Here is an 18,333-nt window from a genome sequence, read left to right on the forward strand (position 1 = left end):
CCGTGACCCCCACCAACCCCCTGCTGGACTTTTCCGGCCTGCCGCGCTTCGACGAGATCCGGCCCGAACACATCGCACCGGCACTGGACGTGCTGCTTTCGCAGGCCGAGGCGGCCGTGGCGGCCGCCGAGGCCGTGCAGCCGGTGACGTGGTCCAGCTTTGTCGTGCCATTGGATGATGCCACCGAGCGCCTGTGGCGTGCGTGGGGACAGGTGGGTCATCTGCAGGGCGTGGTCAACACCCCTGAGCTGCGCGAGGCCTACAACGCGAACCTGCCGCGCATCACCCGCTTCGGGGCGGCGCTGGGCCAGAATCGCGCGCTGTTCCGGCAATACCGGGCACTCGCCGCCAGCCCCGAGGCGGCTACGCTCGATGCGCCGCGCCGCAAGGTACTGGACAACGCGCTGCGTGATTTCCGGCTTGGCGGTGCCGAGCTGGACACTGCCGCGCAGGCGCGCTTCAGCGCGATCAAGGAGGAGCTGTCCGCGCTCTCGGCGAAATTCTCGCAGAACGTGCTGGATGCCACCGACGGCTGGTCGCTGGTGGTGGACGAGGAGAGCCGACTGGCGGGCGTGCCCGCAGACGTGTGCCGCGCCGCGCGCGCCGCGGCGGAAAGGGACGGCCTGGAGGGCTGGAAGCTGACGCTGCAGATGCCGTGCTACCTGCCGGTGCAGACCTATGCCGAGGACCGCGCCCTGCGCGAAACGCTATACCGCGCCAGTGCCCAGCGTGCTTCGGAGCTGGCCGATCCGGCGCTGGACAACACCGGCAACATCGACCGCATCCTGGCGCTGCGCGCCGAGCTGGCCGCACTGCTGGGCTTTGCCTCGTACGCGGATTACTCCATCGCCACCAAGATGGCAGGCGCTCCTGCCGATGTGCTGGCCTTCCTGCGCGACCTTGCCGCCAAAGCCAGGCCGCACGCAGTGAAGGACCGCCAGGCACTGGAAACCTTCGCCCGCGAGCAGCTGGGCATCGAGGCGCTGCAGGCATGGGACCTGGCATTCGTGGCCGACCGGCTCAAGCAGTCGCGCTACAGCTACTCCGGCCAGGAAGTAAAGGAGTACTTCACCGAGCCGAAGGTGCTGGATGGCCTGTTCGCGGTGATCGAGCAGCTGTATGGCCTGCGCGTGGAACCGGACGTTGCCCCGGTGTGGCACCCGGACGTGCGTTTCTTCCGCCTGGTGGATGCGCACGGTGCGCTGGTCGGACAGTTCTACCTGGACCTGTACGCCCGCGAAGGCAAGCGCGGTGGCGCGTGGATGGATGATTGCCGCAACCGCCGGGTGCTGGCCGATGGCCACGTGCAGACGCCGCTGGTCTACCTGGTGTGCAATTTCGGCCGCGGCGCCGACGGTGTCCCGGCCACCTTCAGCCACGACGAAGTGACCACGCTGTTCCATGAGATGGGCCACGGGCTGCATCAGCTGCTCACGCGCATCGGTGAGCTCGGCGTGGCGGGCATCAATGGCGTGGAGTGGGACGCGGTGGAGCTTCCAAGCCAGTTCATGGAGAACTTCTGCTGGGAATGGACGCACTTGCAGCATTTGACCGCGCATGTGGTCAGTGGCGAGCCGTTGCCGCGCGCGCTGTATGAAAAGATGCTGGCCGCGCGCAATTTCCAGAGCGGCATGGCCACGGTGCGGCAGCTGGAATTCGGCCTGTTCGACATGCTGCTGCACAGCCAGTACGCGCCGGCGCAGGAGAGCGTGCTGGCGCTGCTGGAGCGGGTGCGCGGCGAGGTGGCCGTGAACCACCCGCCGGCGTGGAACCGCTTCCCGCACCAGTTCAGTCACATCTTCGCAGGCGGGTATGCGGCCGGGTACTACAGCTACAAATGGGCCGAAGTCCTCAGCGCCGATGCCTATGCCGCATTCGAGGAAGCGCCGGGCGCGATCGCCGAGACCGGCGCTCGGTTCCGCGACGAAGTGCTCTCACGGGGCGGCAGCCGCAGCGCGGCGGAGAACTTCCAGGCCTTCCGCGGCCGTGCGCCGAACATCGACGCCCTGCTGCGCCACGCCGGCATGGCCTGACCTCAGGTGACTCAGTCGGCGTAGTGCATCTTGCGGGTCATGCCGCCGTCGGCGATGAACTCCTGGCCGGTGATGAAACCGGCCAGGGGAGAGAGCAGGTACACCGCCAGTGCACCGATGTCCTCCGGCTGGCCCACGCGGCCCGCCGGGTGCTGGGCGTGGTCGGTACGGGAAAGCCTGGCACGGCGGCGGCGTGCCGGTGCCTGCCAGGCGTCGGTGCTGATCCAGCCCGGGCTGATGCAGTTCACGCGCACGCCCGGTCCCTCGCTCAGGGCCAGCGCGTGGGTGAAGGCGAGCAGGCCACCCTTGGCCGCCGCATACGCTTCACTGTGCGGTTCGGACTGATGCGCGCGGGTGGAGGCGATGTTGAGGATCGCACCGTCGCCACGCTGTGCCAGCGCGGGCAGTGCGTGCTTGCTGCACAGGAACGCGCCGTGCAGCGAGGACAGACGCTGCTGCCATTGGGCCCATGCCATCCGGGCCAGCGCGGTGCCGTGCGCCTGGGCGATGCCAGCGTTGTTCACCAGCCCGTCCACCCGCCCGAAGCGCTTGAGCGCGAACTCGACGAAGCCTTTCACGCTGGCCTCGCGCATGATGTCCAGCCGGCGGAAGGCCGCGTCCTCACCGCGTTGCCATTCGGCCAGGCAGGACGCGCCCGCCTCGGCGTCCAGGTCGCCGATCAGCACACGGCCGCCGGCCCCCAGCACCGCCTGGGCAATGCCACGGCCGATGCCATTGGCGCCCCCGGTGATCAGTACCACCCGGTCCTGCAGGGGCGCGCCCGGCCAGGCGCTGATCGCCGGCACGATGCTCACGACAGGTCCTCCCCGCGCAGGCGCCGCCACCAGCCTGCCACGCCGATCCGGTCCAGCGTCTGGATGTTGCGCTCCACGATCACATCCGGATCCGGGAAGGCCGCCACCGCACGTTCCACGCTGTCTTCGCGCAGCAGGTGCAGGATCGGGTAGGGCGCCCGGTTGGTGTAGTTGCTGGCATCCTCCGGCGCCACGCCCTCGAAGCGGTAATCGGGATGGAAACTGGCCACCTGCAGGACACCCTGCAGGTCCAGTGCCTCGATCGCCGCATCGGCGTTGTCGAGGAAGTCGTTGTAGTCCAGGAAATCGGTCAGCACCTGCGGGTGGATCAGCAGCGTGGTGTCGATGTCCTCCGCCGGCGTGTCCCGCAGCAGCACCAGTTCCTCGGCCAGCTGCTCCACCAGTGCTTCAGGCGTGGTGGCATCGCTGAGCACGTAGCGGACCTGTTCCTTCACATAGACCGCCTTGGCGAACGGGCACAGGTTCAGGCCGATGACCACGCGCTCCAGCCACAGGCGGGTGAGGGCGATGGGGTCGTCAACGGTCTCGCCGTCGACAGGCAGGGCATCAGGGGTCATGGCGGGCACACGGCGGGCGGGAGGCCATTGTAGGCCCGCCGCACGGCACGGCCACGTGCGCGGCCGGCAGCAGGCCCCTTGTCAGTCGCGGAAATTGTCGAACTGCAGCGGCAGCTCGAAATCGCCTTTGCGCAGCAGCGCCATGGCCTCCTGCAGGTCGTCGCGCTTCTTGCCGGTCACCCGTACCTTGTCGCCGTTGATCTGGCTTTCAACCTTGAGCTTGGCTTCCTTCAGCGCCGCGCCGATCTTCTTGGCGATCTTCTGTTCGATACCCTGCTTGACGGTGATTTTCTGCCGCGCGCCGGCCAGGTTGGTTTCCACGTCGCCGAAATCCAGGCTCTTGGTATCGATCTGGCGTGCCGCCAGCCGCGCCCGCAGGATGTCGGTCATCTGCCTGAGCTGGAAATCGCTTGGAGCACTCTGCGCGATCACATCGCCGTCGAGCTCGAACTTCGCCTCCACGCCCTTGAAATCAAAGCGGGTGGTCAGCTCGCGGTTGGCCTGGTCGACCGCGTTGGTCAGCTCGTGCTTGTCCACTTCGGAGACAATGTCGAAAGAGGGCATGGGTAACTCCTGTCGTCAGTGGGGGGCATTCTACCGAACCGGGTTGGAACGCCGCAGGGTGCGGCGCGATAATGCGCCATGAACCTGCAACGCTCCCCCTCCCGGGCGGTCTTCTGGATGATCGCCGCCGTGGCCTGTTTCTCGCTGATGGATGCGGGCATGAAGCAGTTGTCCACCAGCTACCCCTCGCTGCAGGTCACCTTCCTGCGCGGCGCGGCCTCGCTGCCGTTCGTGCTGGTGTGGGTGCTGGCCAGTGCCGGGCCACGGGCCTTGCTCCCACGTCGGTGGGCACTGCACCTGCTGCGCGGTGTGCTGGGCATGGTGATGATCGGATGTTTCGTCTTCGCCCTGCGCGATCTGCCGCTTTCGACGGCCTACAGCATCTATTTCGTCGCGCCGCTGATCATCGCCGCGCTGTCGGTGCCGTTGCTCGGCGAGCGTGTCGGTCCCCGCCGCTGGGTGGCGATCGGCATCGGCCTGCTGGGGGTGATCGTGGTGCTGCGGCCCGGCGTGGACGGCTTCATCTCCATCCCGGGCCTGATGGTGCTGGTGGCGGCGACGGCGTATGCGATCGCGGCCATCACCGTCAGCCTGCTGACCCGGACCGATACCTCGCAGTCCATGGTGGTGTGGTTCCTGGTGATCATGGCGATCGGCGCCGGTGCCCTGGCCTGGCCGGACTGGGTGCCGCTGCGTGGCAGCCATGCGCTGCTGATCGCCGGCATGGGCCTGGCCGGCGCGCTGGGCCAGATCGCGCTGACCAAGGCGTTCCAGCTGGGCGAGGCCTCCATGATCGCGCCATTGGAGTACACCGGGCTGGTGTGGGTGATCGGCTGGGACCTGGCGTTCTGGGGCCAGCTGCCCGATGCCTGGACCTGGGTGGGGGCGGCGATCATCGTGTCCTCCGGGCTGTATCTGCTCCATCGCGAACGCATCAACCGCCAGCAGCCGCCCCTGCCGCTGGATCATCCCTAGGCGGCCGGCGCGGCTTAGAAGCAAACGGAATATCATTGTGTCCCTTGGCGCAGGCGCCTGCCCGTCTTCGCTGCTAGGCTGCACGACCCCACGCCCCCCCTCCGGTGAGCCGTCCCCGTGATCGAGTTCCAGCGCCTGCACAAATCCTATGCCGTGGCCGGCCGCGCCGTCAGCGCGCTGCAGCCGCTCGACCTGACCATCCAGGCCGGGGAAGTCTTCGGCATCATCGGGCATTCCGGTGCCGGCAAGTCGACGCTGATCCGCATGATCAACCGGCTGGAGGAACCCAGTGGCGGCCATCTGCGGATCGATGGCGAGGACGTCACCGCGCTGGATGCGGCCGGACTGCGTACGCTGCGCCGGCGCATCGGCATGATCTTCCAGCACTTCAACCTGCTGTCCTCGCGCACGGTGGCCGGCAATGTCGCGTTCCCGCTGGAACTGGCCGGCACCCCCCGTGCGGAGGTCCAGGCGCGGGTGGACGAGCTCCTGCACACCGTCGGGCTGGAGGCGCACGCGCAGAAGTACCCGGCGCAGCTTTCCGGCGGACAGAAGCAACGGGTCGGCATCGCCCGCGCCCTGGCCACGCGTCCGCAGATCCTGCTCTGCGACGAAGCCACCAGCGCGCTGGACCCGCAGACCACCGCCTCGGTACTGGCGTTGCTGTCGAAGATCAACCGCGAGCTTGGCCTGACGATCGTGCTGATCACCCACGAAATGGACGTGATCCGCCGTGTCTGTGACCGTGTCGCGGTCCTTGATGCCGGCGAACTGGTCGAGTCCGGGCCGGTGACCGATGTCTTCCTGCACCCGCAGCACATCACCACGCGCCGCTTCGTCAATGAATCCGAACAGATCGATGAGGGCGTGCTCTACAGCGACTTCGCCTCGGTCGGCGGCACCATCGTGCGCCTCACCTTCCTTGGCGATGACACCTACGAGCCGCTGCTGGGCCGCGTCGCGCGGACCACGGGGGTGGACTACAACATCCTGTCCGGCCGGATCGACCGCATCAAGGACACGCCCTATGGGCAGCTCGTGGTGTCGCTGGTCGGCGGGGACCAGAGCGCCGCACAGCGCGCCTTTGCCGATGCCGGCGTCCACGTCGAGGAGCTCCGTCGATGATCGTTGCCACCGCCAGCGGCTTCTTCGGCCATCTTGATGCGGCCAAATGGGCCGATATCGGCTGGGCCAGCATCGACACCCTGCTCATGCTGGCCGGCTCGCTGCCGCTGACGCTGGCCATCGGTCTGCCGCTGGGTGTGCTGCTGTACCTGTCGGGCGCGCCGCAGCTGAAGCGGCGCCCGCTCCTGCACGGCACGCTCGCCGTGGTGACCAACCTGCTGCGCTCGATCCCCTTCATCATCCTGATGGTGGTGCTGATCCCGGTCACGCTGTTCATCATGGGTACCTCGCTGGGCGTTCTGGGCGCCATCGTGCCGCTGGTGATCGGCGCGGCGCCGTTCTATGCGCGGCTGGTGGAAACCGCACTGCGGGAAGTCGATCGCGGCGTCATCGAGGCCAGCCAGGCCATGGGCGCCACCACATGGCAGCTGGTCAGCCGGGTGCTGTTGCCTGAGGCCCGTCCAGGCCTGATCGCGGGTGCCACCGTGACCACCGTGGCGCTGATCGGGTTCACGGCCATGGGTGGCTTCGTGGGCGCTGGTGGACTGGGTGACCTGGCCTTCCGCGACGGCTACCAGCGCGCCCACCGGGATGTGGCCCTGGTCACCGTGGTCCTGCTGCTGGTCCTGGTGCAGGCGTTGCAGATGATCGGCGACCGGCTGGTCGCCCACTACACGCGGCGCTGATGCATCCGCCGCTGCCGTGCACCGCACCACAGGCAGCGGCGGGTCGCCGTCACTCGATCAGCGGTGCAGTGATTGGCGCAGCACGATCAGTTCCCAGCGTTCGTTGGCTGGCGACGCGGCGAGCTGCTTGATCTCATCGGATACCGGTGGGTTCGGTCCCAGGTTTTCCAGTTTCGGATAGAAGTCCGAGCGGGTTGGCGCTCGTGGATAGCTCGACCACGGGTTCAGAAGCGGATGGAACGGGTTGGCGGGGATGGACTGGAACTGGGGTTTTCCCGCAGTGCGCACGCCGATGAAATCACCGTCACCGACAAACAGCCGCCACTCCGGATGACCGTCGCCATGAAGCGTGTGGATGCGGTCCGCCTGCCACTCCCAGCGCTGGTCGCGGTTGGTGGTGCAGGGGCGCGTGATGATTTCGCCGCTGCCCGTGGGATCCTGTCCCGAAGTCAGGATCTGCATGCATTTCCTCGAGCCGCGGTTGTAATAGCGGCCGTTGCTGTCCAGCTGCCATTGGGCGTGCAGATCATCCAGCCATGTTGCCGACGCGGTGTCCGGACAGGGCGCGATCCTGACCACGCCATTCTGGTCACGCAGGCAGCCTCCATTGCCTGCCTTGGACTGGATGAACACGGTGACCTCGCGCGTGAGGTATGGCGAATCCGCCGCCACGGTCACCCCGGCCGTGGGCTGCGGGCGCGGATCCGGGACAGGGTCGATGCGGCGGCCGTCGTACTGCAGATTGTCGATGCGCCCGCCGGCAGTGAGCGTCATGTTGCCTCGGTAGGTGCCGGGCACAAACCAGACGGCGCTCCCCTGCGCGCTAACCTGGCGCATCGATGGCGTCACCCTGGCCACGGTAGGGCGCGTTCCGAAGTAGTCCGCCCGGGTCGCCACGTGTGGGGCCAGGGGCAGGTCCCAGTACACCATCGAGGTCTGTGACAGGGGACTGGATGCACTGTTGGTCAATGCGTAGTCGTTGACCGAGAAGGCCAGCGCATTGGTCGTGCTGTACTCGAGACCGAAATCGAACGAGAAGCTGGTCTTGGCCCCCGCGCTGGGCACCTTGCCCTGCAGGCCCGCGCTGACTTCCCTCGACAACCCGAATCCATAGGAGGTTTTCGTGGTGTGGCTCTCGGAGATGTTCAGGGTGGTCGCCGGAGAGCTGAGTGGCCTGGACTCGCTGAGTTTCGGGCTCGTCCCGCTGTTGTCCGGGGTGAACAGGCGGAGGTAATAATGGTAGTTGCCTGGAATGATGACCGCATCGCCGGAGACGCCATTGTGGTGGGGCTTGAGTCCCTGCACCGTGCTCGCGGATACGGTGAAAATGTCATGAGTGCGGCCACTGTTCCGCAGGAACTCGCCGCGTACCGTGACGACTGCACCGTTGCCGGTTGAGGCATACCGGGTATCGGTGTAGACGATTCTTGGCAGCGCGATCAGCTCGGCTTCACCGGGCGTTGCGCCTTGCGGCGCAGCGGAGGCTGGCTGCAGCGAGTCCGCGATCCCCTTGGCCAGCTGCACGTTGAGCCGTGCGCGGGCGGCGTCGTCTTCCGGCAGTTCGGCCACCTCATGGATGTGCGGTGAGCCATCGGGGGTGCGGACATACACCGCCAGCGCTGCAGGCGAGGCCGCCCCGAACGCACCCTGCAGCACCCTGTCCAGCATCGCGGTTGCAGGACCGCGGACAATGGCCACCGGCAGTCCTCCGCGATAGGCCGCGATGGCCTCCAGACGGTGCGTGTCATCCAGCAGGGACTGATCGGTGAACCACGCGACGGCGCTGGTGTCAGTGGCGGGCGGGCGGACGGCCAGCGGGCTGCCGCCGAGCAGGGGATGCAGGTGGTCCAAGGGCAGGCGCCCGGTGCGCGCCGGCGCTGCATGCGCCTCGACGGGGGAACAGCAGAGTGCGGCGGCGATCGCCAGAACGAGAGGAGCGTACATCGGAAGTTCTCCAGCATGAGCGGAAACGCGTTGTGCGGTTCCTGACGGCATGCTGGGGATATGCGTCGATCAATGATGTAATCGGACGCCCATAACGCGCCGATGCCGTGGAAGTCCTACATCGGATCGCGTGGAAGCACGAAGCGCGCGCCGGGCCCGGCCCGGGGGCTCAGCGCTTGTTGGGGACCTCAAATCCCAGCCGGTCCACCTGTTCCGGATGCTGCGGCACGCGCTTCAGCTTGTCGGTATTGACGCCGTATTCGTCGCGCAGTCGTGCCGCCAGTTCACGGTACTGGGTGGTTTCCATGTCCGCGGTGCGGGAGAAGATCCAGGCCATCTCCCGGCCGGGATAGCCCACCAGTGCCCAGGAGTAGTCCGGCGCGACTTCAAGCACGCGCGAATGGGTGGGCACGACCCGGTAGAACCAGGTGCGCCAGTTGTGGTTGCCGCTGTCCTCGTCCACCGAGGCGCGCGCGGTGAGCTGCTCCAGCGGCTCGCCAAAGCCTTCGCGGTAGCTGTAGGTGATGGCCACCTTCTGCGAATCGCGCAGGGTGTACTCGTTCACGCTGGCCACGTGCCCGCGCTCGATGACGTTCGGCACCCGACCGATCACGTACCAGGTGCCCATGAAGCGCTTGAGGTCGATCGGAGCGCCCTGCGCGGAGGCCTCCGCAGCCACCGTCGGCGCCGGTTCTCCGGAGCGGAACGTCGCGCAGCCCGGGGCGACGAGGACGGAGGTCAGCAGGACAGCGCAAAGCGGGCGGTTCGACAGCATGAGGCGAAAGGCTCCAGGTGGGCGTGCGCCAGCATGGTCGAATGCGCGCGAGGGATTCGTCAATGGCGGATGACCCGCGGATGTCGCAGCCCATGAGAACCGCCCGGTGCAAGGTGGCCACCTGATCCGCAGGAAGCCCGCCATGACGCGTCCGAACCGTACTGAACACGCCCCCCGCCGCTCGTCCGAAGCCGCCCCGCGCCCCTGCCGCACCGTGTTGCGTTGCGTCAGGCACGCGGCCCTGGCGGGTCTGGCCCTGGTGCTGGTGTGGCCCGCTGCCCGCGGCAGCAGCGAGTGGCTGGGCTGGTTGCCGCTGTGGCTGGTGGGCATGCCGCTGGCCGCCTGGTGGGCCGTGCTGCGCTTTCCCCTGCCACGTGTGTCGCGGCGCCGTCCGCAGGCGCGGCGGGTGCGACGGGCAGCGCGGCTGCAGACCCGGCAAGGGCGCGCCAGCGGCCTGCACGCGGCGTGAGGGTGGCCGGATGCATCGAGCCTGACCTTCGACACAGGGGAGGGCGGTGGACGCTGTGCTAGCGTGCAGCGCATATGACTGCCAGGAGTTTCAATGTCCCGTTTCGCCTCCGCCTGCCTGTTGGCCGGCATGATGACCGCCGCCTCGGTGGGGACCGCCGTGGCCGCTGAAGAGGCCGACCGCTACGCGTGGCTGGAAGATGTCGGCGGTGAGCGCTCGCTCGAGTGGGTGAAGGCCCAGAACGCCAAGGCCGAGGCCCGCCTTGCCGCCACTCCGGCCTTCGCGCAGATGGAAAGCCAGCTGCGCGAAGTGCTCGATTCGGATGCGAAGATTCCGGGCGTGCAGAAGATCGGCGACTACTACTACAACTTCTGGAAGGACAAGCAGCACGAGCGTGGGCTGTGGCGGCGCACGACGCTGGCCGAGTACCGCAAGGCCTCGCCGCAGTGGGAGACCGTGCTCGATCTGGATGCACTGAACAAGGCCGAGGGCGAGAACTGGGTCTGGCACGGCGCCGACTGCCTGCGTCCGGACTATTCGCGCTGCCTGATCGCCCTTTCGCGCGGCGGCGCGGACGCCGACGTGACCCGCGAATTCGATCTGTCCAGCCGCACGTGGATCAAGGACGGCTTCTTCCGTCCGGAATCCAAGGGGGGGCTGGGCTGGATCGACCGCGACACCGTGTTCGTCTACACCGATTTCGGCGACGGCAGCATGACCACCTCCGGCTATCCACGCGTGGCCAAGCTGTGGAAACGCGGTACGCCGCTGGCGTCGGCCGAGGTGGTGTACGAGGGCAAGGCCGACGACATGTACATCGCGGCCATGCATGACGATACGCCGGGCTACGAGCGCAACCTGGTCAGCCGCACGCTGGCCTTCTACAACAACGAACTGTACCTGCGCGGCGACGACGGCACGCTGGTGAAGATCGATGCCCCCAACTCGGCCGAGAAGGGACTGCACAAGCAGTGGCTGACCCTGGAGCTGCGTGATCCCTGGACCATCGGCGGCAAGACCTACACCGCCGGCTCGCTGCTGGTGACGAAGCTGGACGACTACCTGGCCGGCAAGCGCGAGTTCGAGGTGCTGTTCGCACCGACTGCAACCACCTCGCTGGCCGGTGCGGTGTGGACGAAGAACCATGTCGTGCTGAACGTCCTGGATGACGTCAAGAATCGGCTGAGCGTGCTGACCCCGGGCGCCAAGGGCTGGGTGAAGACCGCGTTCGCCGGCGCACCCGCGTTCGGCACCATCGGTGTCGGCGCGGTCGATGCCAATGACAGTGACGCGGTATGGCTGACAGTCACCGATTACCTGACGCCGACCACGCTGGCCCTGGCCGAGATCGGGCAGCAGCCCGAGGTGCTCAAGACCATGCCGGCCTTCTTCGACGCCGACGGCAAGGTCATCGAGCAGCACTTCGCCACCAGCAAGGACGGCACGCGCGTGCCGTACTTCGTGGTGCATGCCAAGGACATGAAGCGCGATGGCAGCAATCCCACCCTGTTGTACGGCTACGGCGGCTTCGAGATCTCGCTTACGCCGAACTACTCCGGTGGCATGGGCCGCGCCTGGCTGGAGAAGGGGGGCGTCTACGTGGTGGCCAACATCCGCGGCGGCGGCGAGTATGGCCCGCGCTGGCACCAGGCGGCGCTGAAGCAGAACCGCCACAAAGCCTATGAAGACATGGCCGCGGTGGCGCAGGACCTGGTCAGCCGGAAGATCACCGCGCCTGCCCATCTGGGCGTTCAGGGCGGCAGCAATGGCGGCCTGCTCACCGGCAACATGCTCACCCAGTACCCCGAGCTGTTCGGTGCGGTGGTGGTGCAGGTGCCGCTGCTGGACATGAAGCGGTACAGCCACCTGCTGGCCGGTGCTTCGTGGATGGCCGAGTACGGCAACCCGGACACGGCGGACTGGGAGTACATCAGAACCTTCTCGCCGTACCATCTGTTCGACCCGGCGAAGACCTATCCGCCGGTGCTGTTCACCACCTCCACCCGCGATGACCGCGTGCATCCGGGCCATGCCCGCAAGATGGCCGCGAAGATGATCGACGCGGGCAAGGACGTCACCTACTACGAGAACATCGAAGGCGGACACGGCGGTGCGGCGAACAACGCGCAGGCCGCGCACATGCAGGCGCTGGCTTACAGCTTCCTGTGGGAACGCCTTGGCGGCCGTTGAGGGACGGGAAATCTGACGGAACGAGCAAACGCCACCTCACGGTGGCGTTTTTTTTTTCAACGGACCGCCAAAGCGCACGACGTGGAAACGTCCCGTCCTTGCGCGATCGAAACAGCTCCATGACCGGATTGCCGCAACGTCTCGAAGTATCGCGAGCGCCTCCGGACGTGCCCCATGCGCTGATCTACAACGAGGCATCCGCTCGGTGTGTATTCCCACGCGTCGAGACGGCTTTTCCCGAGGAGATCATCCGTGAAATCACCGATTGTTCGATCAGCGTTGTGCCTTGCAATTGCCGGGGCCACTGCAAGCACCGCACATGCTCTGGACACGCAGGCGCTGTTGCACGACTTGTCCAGGGAGCCGGGACTGCAGCTCGTCGCTCTGCACCGGCAAACCCCGGTCAAGGGCGGCGCGCCGGTCCTGCTCTACGTGGATGAGCGGGCCCTGGACGCACGCAGCGGCGAGGACCTGCTTGCGCAGGTTCGCGGAGGACGCCCCGCGCTGGTCCTGCTGTCCAAGGACACACCGGCACGTGGGAAAGGACTGCTGGCGGTCACCGGCGTGCGCCCGCACACCGGCTCGGTGGTCCTCACGGCCGGTGCATCGGGCGAGATCGAGACCAGCGTGGTCCAGATGGACGAGAGCGTCCTTGCCTCTGCGGCCATCGCGGCACTGGCAGAGAACGCGGCGCGCCCCCGCAGCGCGCGCCGCGCCGCCGCCGTTGCGCGCGCAGCCTCTACTACCGACGTGAGCAGTACATTGGCGCCGCAGCTGCGCAGGGTGGTCAATCAGATCGGCTTGAACGGCCAGCTGGATGCTGTGATGTCCGTGACCGTGGTACGCAATGTCTCGCGCACGGAAGACACCAAGACGCTGGTGGTCAGAACGCGCACCAGCATCCGACCCGCAGACGCGGGCATCACCAACGGCACCGTCACCGGTGCCAACCTGTGGGCGTCGCGGTTGCCGGTGCTGTACACCCTGGGCCATGCGCTTACCGCCTCCGGCGGAACCCGGCCGGTTCTGGAAACCTATCTGCCCGAGGCCGATGGCAGGACCGACTTCTCGTATTCGCGCACCGACAGCCGGATGTTTTCCATTGCCGGCTCCATCGGTACCGAGTTTGGTGGAGGCGCCACGCCGGAGCAGGCGCTGCAGTGGACCGCGCAGAGCCCGTTCTCCTTGAACGCGAGCTATGAAATCGGTACCTCGGAAACCCTCAGCCACACCTTCCAGGATTATTCGCTACGCGTCGTTTCGCAATCTCCGGGCGTTCGCTGGGAGCTTCCGCTTGCCGGACGGTTGGGCCAGCATGCGCTGGTGCGCCCCACCGCGCGGCTTCCGGTGTTCAAGCCCGAGGCGCTGACACCGATGATGCGCAACGCCACGATGGATGCCCTCAGTGTCTGGCATGTGCCCGGCCGCTACAACGGTACCGTGACGTTCCGCCAGGAAGGCGGGTTCACCCTGCATGAGGACCGCTGGAGCTACCGGCGCGCCAATCTGGTAAGGGCCGAGAGCAATCCCCGCTCCAGCGGTGAGCTGCAGGTGGATATCGACCTGGGAGGCTGGGAGCTGGCGCGCGAAACACCGGTGCTGCTGCAGTCAGCGGAGGGCGTGGGCAAATGCATGGTAGCCGTCGGGGCCAACGCCGTCGGGCTGGCCGGGTGTGATGCCCGCAATGACCGGATGATGTGGGGATTCGACCAGGCTCGCCGCTACCGCAATTTGAAGACCGGACGCTGCCTGGCGTTCAATCCCAATACCCGCAGAGTGGAGCAGCAGGACTGTGCGCTGGCCAACAACCAGTTCTGGGAGTGGCGTGCGGACCGCCTGCACAGTGTATTCAACCTGCTCTGGCGCCTGTACGTCACCGCCGACGATCGCATCGAGCTCGTCCCGGACGGCTCCTTCGTCCTGCAGGATCAGCCGGTGAACCAGTTCAACTCGCTGGATATCCCCTGGAGCAGCTATCCCTCCAGACCCTCGCGCGGAGACACCATGCCCAGCCGGAATTCGACCTCTCCACGGATCAGCGATGACTGGGTGAACCTCTACAATGCCGATGTGACAGCGTCCCAGTTGTGGCAGACGCATGTTGTCTCACGCGCGCTGCGTGACTGACAGGGCGCGGCCGGTGCGTTACCGGTCACCCAGGGCAAGCGGTCATCGCGCGGCGGGCGCGGGGAGCGTCTGCAGTCCCCGCGCAATCCGCCGGACGGCCTCCTGCAGGCGCGGGATCTCCTGGGTGTACGCCAGCCGCACGTGCTGGCTGGCGCGGTAACGCCCGAAATCCAGGCCCGGCGTGAACGCGACCTTCTGCGTCTCGAGGAAGTGGGCACAGAAGGCCTGCGCATCATCGGTGAATGCGCTGACATCGGCATACAGGTAGAACGCCCCCTGCGGCTCCACATCGATACGGAAACCCAGTGCGCGCAGGGCCGGGAGCAGGTAATCGCGGCGTTGTGCGAAGGCGGCCCGGCGCGCCTCGAAGATCGCCATCGCTTCGGGTTCGAAACAGGCCAGCGCCGCGTGCTGGGCGATGGTGGAGGCGCTGATGTACAGGTTCTGCGCGAGTTTCTCCAGCTCCGGCACGGCGGCCGGTGGGGCCACCAGCCAGCCCAGCCGCCAGCCGGTCATGCCGAAATACTTGGAGAAACTGTTGAGCACGAAGGCCGAATCGTCCACCTGCAGCACGCTGGCCGCGTCCATGCCGTAGGTGAGTCCGTGATAGATCTCATCGACCACCAGGTGGCCGCCGCGTTCGCGCAGCGTTTGTGAGAGGTTGGCAAGTTCGTCGGCTGACAGCACCGTCCCGGTGGGGTTGGCCGGCGAGGCCACGAGCGCACCCACGCTCTGGCCGTTCCAGTGCCTGCGGATGTGCGCCGGGGTGAGCTGGTAAGCGCTGCTGGCGTCCACTGGCACGAGCTGCGCGGCGCCTTCGACCAGGCGCAGGAAATGCCGGTTGCACGGATAGCCGGGGTCGGCGAGCAGCCAGTGGCGGCCGGGATCGACCAGCAGGCTGCTGGCCAGCAGCAGCGCTCCGGAACCGCCCGGCGTGACCAGGATGCGGTCCGGATCGATCTCGAGCCGGTAACGACTGCGGTAGAAGCCGGCGATGGCCTCGCGCAGCGCGGGCAGGCCACGTGCGGCCGTGTAACGCGTGAGCCCGGCCTCCAGTGCCTGCTGGCCCGCGCGCACCACCGGTGCAGCGGTGGTGAAGTCCGGCTCGCCGATCTCCAGGTGGATCACATCGTGGCCCTGCTGCTCCAGCGCCTGCGCGCGGGCAAGCAGGGACATCACGTGGAAGGGCTCGATTTCGCGGCTGCGCTGGCTGTAACCCGAAGCAGGGGGCAAGGTACTCATGGCCGCCATGGTACGCCGCGGCGTGCGCGCAGGCTTGTCCTTGGCGACAATCTGCGGTCAGATGACTTTCTCAAGGGAAGGGACGTCCTTTCTCCACAGCACTGATGCGTCCGGAGCCTCACCCGTGAAACCCACTTTCTACCTGCTGCTTGCGAGCCTGATGACCACTTCCGCCCACGCTGCGACCCCGCCCGTTCCGCCGGACGCCGAAAAGCGCCCGCACATCGTCAAGGCGCCCTTCGGCGCCACGCGCAATGACGATTACTACTGGCTGCGCGATGACACGCGCGAAGATACGGCCATGCTGGCCTACCTGCAGGCCGAGAACGCCTACACCGACCAGGTGCTGGCGCCGCTCAAGCCCCTGCAGGAAACGCTGTACAAGGAAATCGTCGCACGCATCAAGCAGGATGATTCCAGCGTGCCGGCGCGCGAGCGCGGCTACTGGTATTACAGCCGCTTCGAGACCGGACAGGACTACCCCATCCACGCACGCCGCAAGGGCAGCATGGACGCCGCCGAAGAGGTGCTGCTGGATGTGAACCAGATGGCGGCCGGCAAAGGCTATTTCAGCGTCGGCGGCATGGAGGTCAGCCAGGACAACACCCTGCTGGCATGGGCGGACGATGAGGTCGGCCGGCGCCAGTACACGCTGCGGTTCAAGGACGTGCGCACCGGGAAGGTGCTGCCGGACACCCTCACCGGCACCTCCGGCAACGTGGTCTGGGCCGATGACAACCGCACCGTGCTGTACGTGGAGAACGACCCGGAAACGCTGCTCACGGTACGGGTGAAGAAGCACGTGCTGGGCACGCCGGCCAGTGCCGATACGGTGGTCTACGAGGAAAAGGACGACAGCTTCTACATGGGCATCGGGCGCACCCGCGATGACCGCTTCATCACCATCGGCCTGCACAGCACGGTGACCTCCGAGGAGCGCTATGCGCCGGCGAGCGATCCCACCACCTTCACCGTGCTGGCGCCACGCCATCGCGATGTGGAGTACGACGCCGACCATTTCGATGGCCGCTGGGTGATCCGCACCAATGACGGTGCGAAGAACTTCAAGCTGGTCACCGCGCCGACCGATGCCACCTCGCGTGCGCAGTGGAAGGACTGGATCGCGCATGATCCGGCGGTGTACATCGAAGGCTTCGAACTGTTCGAAGGCTTCACGGCGATTGCCGAGCGTTCAGAAGGGCTGGAGCGCATCCGCCTGCTGTTCAAGGATGGCCGCACTGAGTACGTCAAGGCCGATGAGCCGGCGTACTCCATGGGGCTGGACGAAAACACCGAAGCGGATACGCCGTGGCTGCGCTATGCGTACACCTCGATGACCACGCCCACCACGGTGTTCGAGCTCAACACGCAGACCGGCGAACGCCGCCAGCTCAAGCAGCAGCCCGTGATCGGCTATGACAGCGCCAAATACACGACCGAGCGTGTCTGGGTGACCGCGCGCGATGGGGTCAAGGTGCCGGTATCGCTGGTGTACCGCAAGGGCTTCAGCAAGGATGGCACCGCGCCCCTGTTCCAGTACGCCTACGGCAGCTACGGCATGTCGATGGATCCCTACTTCAACCAGACCGCGGTGAGCCTGCTCGACCGCGGCGTGGTGTATGCCATCGCGCACATCCGCGGCGGCCAGGAGATGGGCCGCGACTGGTACGAGAGCGGCAAGCTGCTGCACAAGCAGAACACGTTCAACGATTTCGTCGATGTCACCCGCGGGCTGGTCAAGCAGGGCTGGGCGGCGAAGGACCGCGTGGCGGCTTCCGGCGGCAGCGCCGGTGGCCTGCTGATGGGCGCGATCGCCAACCAGGCGCCGCAGGATTACCGCGTGCTCGTGGCCCAGGTGCCGTTCGTGGACGTGGTGACCACGATGCTCGACCCCAGCATTCCACTGACCACCAATGAATATGACGAGTGGGGCAATCCGGAGCAGAAGCCGTTCTACGACTACATGCTGAAGTACTCGCCGTACGACAACGTCAGCCGCCAGGCCTATCCGGCGATGTTCGTGGGCACCGGCCTGTGGGATTCGCAGGTACAGTACTGGGAACCGGCGAAATGGGTGGCCAAACTGCGTGACCACAACACCGGCACGCACCCGATCGTGTTCCGCACCAACATGGAAGCCGGCCATGGTGGAAAATCCGGGCGCTTCCAGCGCTACCAGGAACTGGCCGAATCGTATGCGTTCGTGCTCCAGCAACTGGGCGTGGACGCTGCAGGAAGCACGCCCTGAAAAGGGCGGGCCATGGAACGGAGCGGGGGGTGGACAGGCCGACGCCCGCCGCCCCGGCTTCACCGCAGCGCATGGAGCGCAACCGCGCGGTGCCCTATGCTGCGCGCATGGACCGCCCTGATCCCACCGTACCCCGTCGCCGCTTCCGCTGGGCATGGTGGCTGCTGGCCTATGCCAGCCTGGGGACCGGGATCGTGGGCATCTTCGTGCCGGGACTGCCGACCACGGTGTTCATCCTGATCTCGGCCTGGGCTGCCTCGCATGGCTCCGAGCGCCTGCACGCATGGCTGCTGGCGCATCGGCGCTTCGGTCCGGTCATCCGTGACTGGCAGGCGCACGGGGCGGTCAGCCGGCGCGCCAAGTGGATGGCCACGCTGACCATGGCGGTGTGCGCGGCGATCATGCTGTGGTGCGTCCCCATCGCCTGGGTGAAGGCGTTCTCCATCGGCAGCATGGCCGTGGTCGGCGTGTGGCTGTGGTTGCGGCCGCTGCCGCCCCGTGCGCCGGCCTGATGTGCTGGCCTGGCCCGCGGCAGCAGGCGTCCGGGTGAGCGGTGCATGAA

Annotated in this window: 15 protein-coding genes; 9 read left to right on the forward strand and 6 right to left on the reverse strand. The window is 66.9% G+C overall.

Going from position 1 to position 18,333, the window contains the following annotated elements; genetic code table 11:
- The first annotated feature begins 2 nt into the window (after nt 1–2).
- Nucleotides 3–2,033 (forward strand): M3 family metallopeptidase, encoded by a 2,031-nt coding sequence (locus FHY09_RS14195; RefSeq protein ID WP_166927548.1) that lies wholly within the window; start codon nt 3–5, stop codon nt 2,031–2,033.
- A gap of 11 nt (nt 2,034–2,044) precedes the next feature.
- Here FHY09_RS14195 and FHY09_RS14200 read toward each other — a convergent pair whose 3' ends face one another.
- From FHY09_RS14200 to FHY09_RS14210, 3 genes are all read right to left on the reverse strand, one after another.
- On the reverse strand, nt 2,045–2,848 hold the full coding sequence (locus FHY09_RS14200; protein WP_166927549.1) for an SDR family oxidoreductase: 804 nt from the start codon (nt 2,846–2,848) through the stop codon (nt 2,045–2,047).
- On the reverse strand, nt 2,845–3,426 hold the full coding sequence (locus tag FHY09_RS14205) for a DUF1415 domain-containing protein (RefSeq protein ID WP_166927550.1): 582 nt from the start codon (nt 3,424–3,426) through the stop codon (nt 2,845–2,847). The genes FHY09_RS14200 and FHY09_RS14205 overlap by 4 nt, the downstream gene beginning before the upstream one ends.
- Nucleotides 3,427–3,507: 81 nt before the next feature.
- The gene (locus tag FHY09_RS14210) at nt 3,508–3,990 is read right to left on the reverse strand and encodes a YajQ family cyclic di-GMP-binding protein (RefSeq protein ID WP_166927551.1); all 483 of its coding nucleotides are present in this window, start codon (nt 3,988–3,990) and stop codon (nt 3,508–3,510) included.
- Nucleotides 3,991–4,068: 78 nt separating this feature from the next.
- On the opposite strand from FHY09_RS14210, the gene FHY09_RS14215 reads away from it, so the two are divergent.
- The 3 genes from FHY09_RS14215 (at nt 4,069) to FHY09_RS14225 (ending at nt 6,776) form a co-directional block, all read left to right on the forward strand.
- Nucleotides 4,069–4,965, forward strand: coding sequence for a DMT family transporter (locus FHY09_RS14215; protein ID WP_166927552.1), 897 nt, complete (start codon nt 4,069–4,071; stop codon nt 4,963–4,965).
- A gap of 117 nt (nt 4,966–5,082) precedes the next feature.
- Nucleotides 5,083–6,090 carry a methionine ABC transporter ATP-binding protein gene (locus FHY09_RS14220; protein ID WP_166927553.1) on the forward strand — a complete coding sequence of 336 codons (1,008 nt, stop codon included), beginning with the start codon at nt 5,083–5,085 and terminating at the stop codon, nt 6,088–6,090.
- Nucleotides 6,087–6,776, forward strand: coding sequence for a methionine ABC transporter permease (locus FHY09_RS14225; RefSeq protein ID WP_166927554.1), 690 nt, complete (start codon nt 6,087–6,089; stop codon nt 6,774–6,776). The genes FHY09_RS14220 and FHY09_RS14225 overlap by 4 nt, the downstream gene beginning before the upstream one ends.
- Before the next feature lie 57 nt (nt 6,777–6,833).
- Here the strand turns inward: FHY09_RS14225 and FHY09_RS14230 are convergent, their stop codons facing one another.
- Nucleotides 6,834–8,720: an RICIN domain-containing protein gene (locus tag FHY09_RS14230; protein ID WP_166927555.1), complete on the reverse strand. Its 1,887-nt coding sequence runs from the start codon at nt 8,718–8,720 to the stop codon at nt 6,834–6,836.
- A 169-nt stretch (nt 8,721–8,889) separates the two neighbouring features.
- On the reverse strand, nt 8,890–9,495 hold the full coding sequence (locus FHY09_RS14235; protein ID WP_166927556.1) for a lipocalin family protein: 606 nt from the start codon (nt 9,493–9,495) through the stop codon (nt 8,890–8,892).
- A gap of 142 nt (nt 9,496–9,637) precedes the next feature.
- Here FHY09_RS14235 and FHY09_RS14240 point away from each other — a divergent pair, with 142 nt between their 5' ends.
- The 3 genes from FHY09_RS14240 (at nt 9,638) to FHY09_RS14250 (ending at nt 14,281) form a co-directional block, all read left to right on the forward strand.
- Nucleotides 9,638–9,964 (forward strand): hypothetical protein, encoded by a 327-nt coding sequence (locus FHY09_RS14240; RefSeq protein ID WP_456362824.1) that lies wholly within the window; start codon nt 9,638–9,640, stop codon nt 9,962–9,964.
- A gap of 93 nt (nt 9,965–10,057) precedes the next feature.
- Complete coding sequence (locus tag FHY09_RS14245; protein ID WP_166927557.1) at nt 10,058–12,154, forward strand: prolyl oligopeptidase family serine peptidase; 2,097 nt, start codon at nt 10,058–10,060, stop codon at nt 12,152–12,154.
- A gap of 342 nt (nt 12,155–12,496) precedes the next feature.
- Entirely contained in the window at nt 12,497–14,281 is a 1,785-nt protein-coding gene (locus FHY09_RS14250) for an RICIN domain-containing protein (RefSeq protein WP_166927558.1), read from the forward strand.
- Between the two features lie 42 nt (nt 14,282–14,323).
- Here FHY09_RS14250 and FHY09_RS14255 read toward each other — a convergent pair whose 3' ends face one another.
- Nucleotides 14,324–15,523 (reverse strand): pyridoxal phosphate-dependent aminotransferase, encoded by a 1,200-nt coding sequence (locus FHY09_RS14255; protein WP_208407886.1) that lies wholly within the window; start codon nt 15,521–15,523, stop codon nt 14,324–14,326.
- A gap of 124 nt (nt 15,524–15,647) precedes the next feature.
- On the opposite strand from FHY09_RS14255, the gene FHY09_RS14260 reads away from it, so the two are divergent.
- Both FHY09_RS14260 and FHY09_RS14265 read left to right on the forward strand, forming a co-directional pair.
- Nucleotides 15,648–17,771, forward strand: coding sequence for a S9 family peptidase (locus FHY09_RS14260; protein WP_166927560.1), 2,124 nt, complete (start codon nt 15,648–15,650; stop codon nt 17,769–17,771).
- A 107-nt stretch (nt 17,772–17,878) separates the two neighbouring features.
- On the forward strand, nt 17,879–18,283 hold the full coding sequence (locus FHY09_RS14265; protein WP_166927653.1) for a YbaN family protein: 405 nt from the start codon (nt 17,879–17,881) through the stop codon (nt 18,281–18,283).
- The last annotated feature ends 50 nt before the right edge of the window (nt 18,284–18,333 follow it).

Source organism: Xanthomonas sp. 60 (assembly GCF_011761925.1).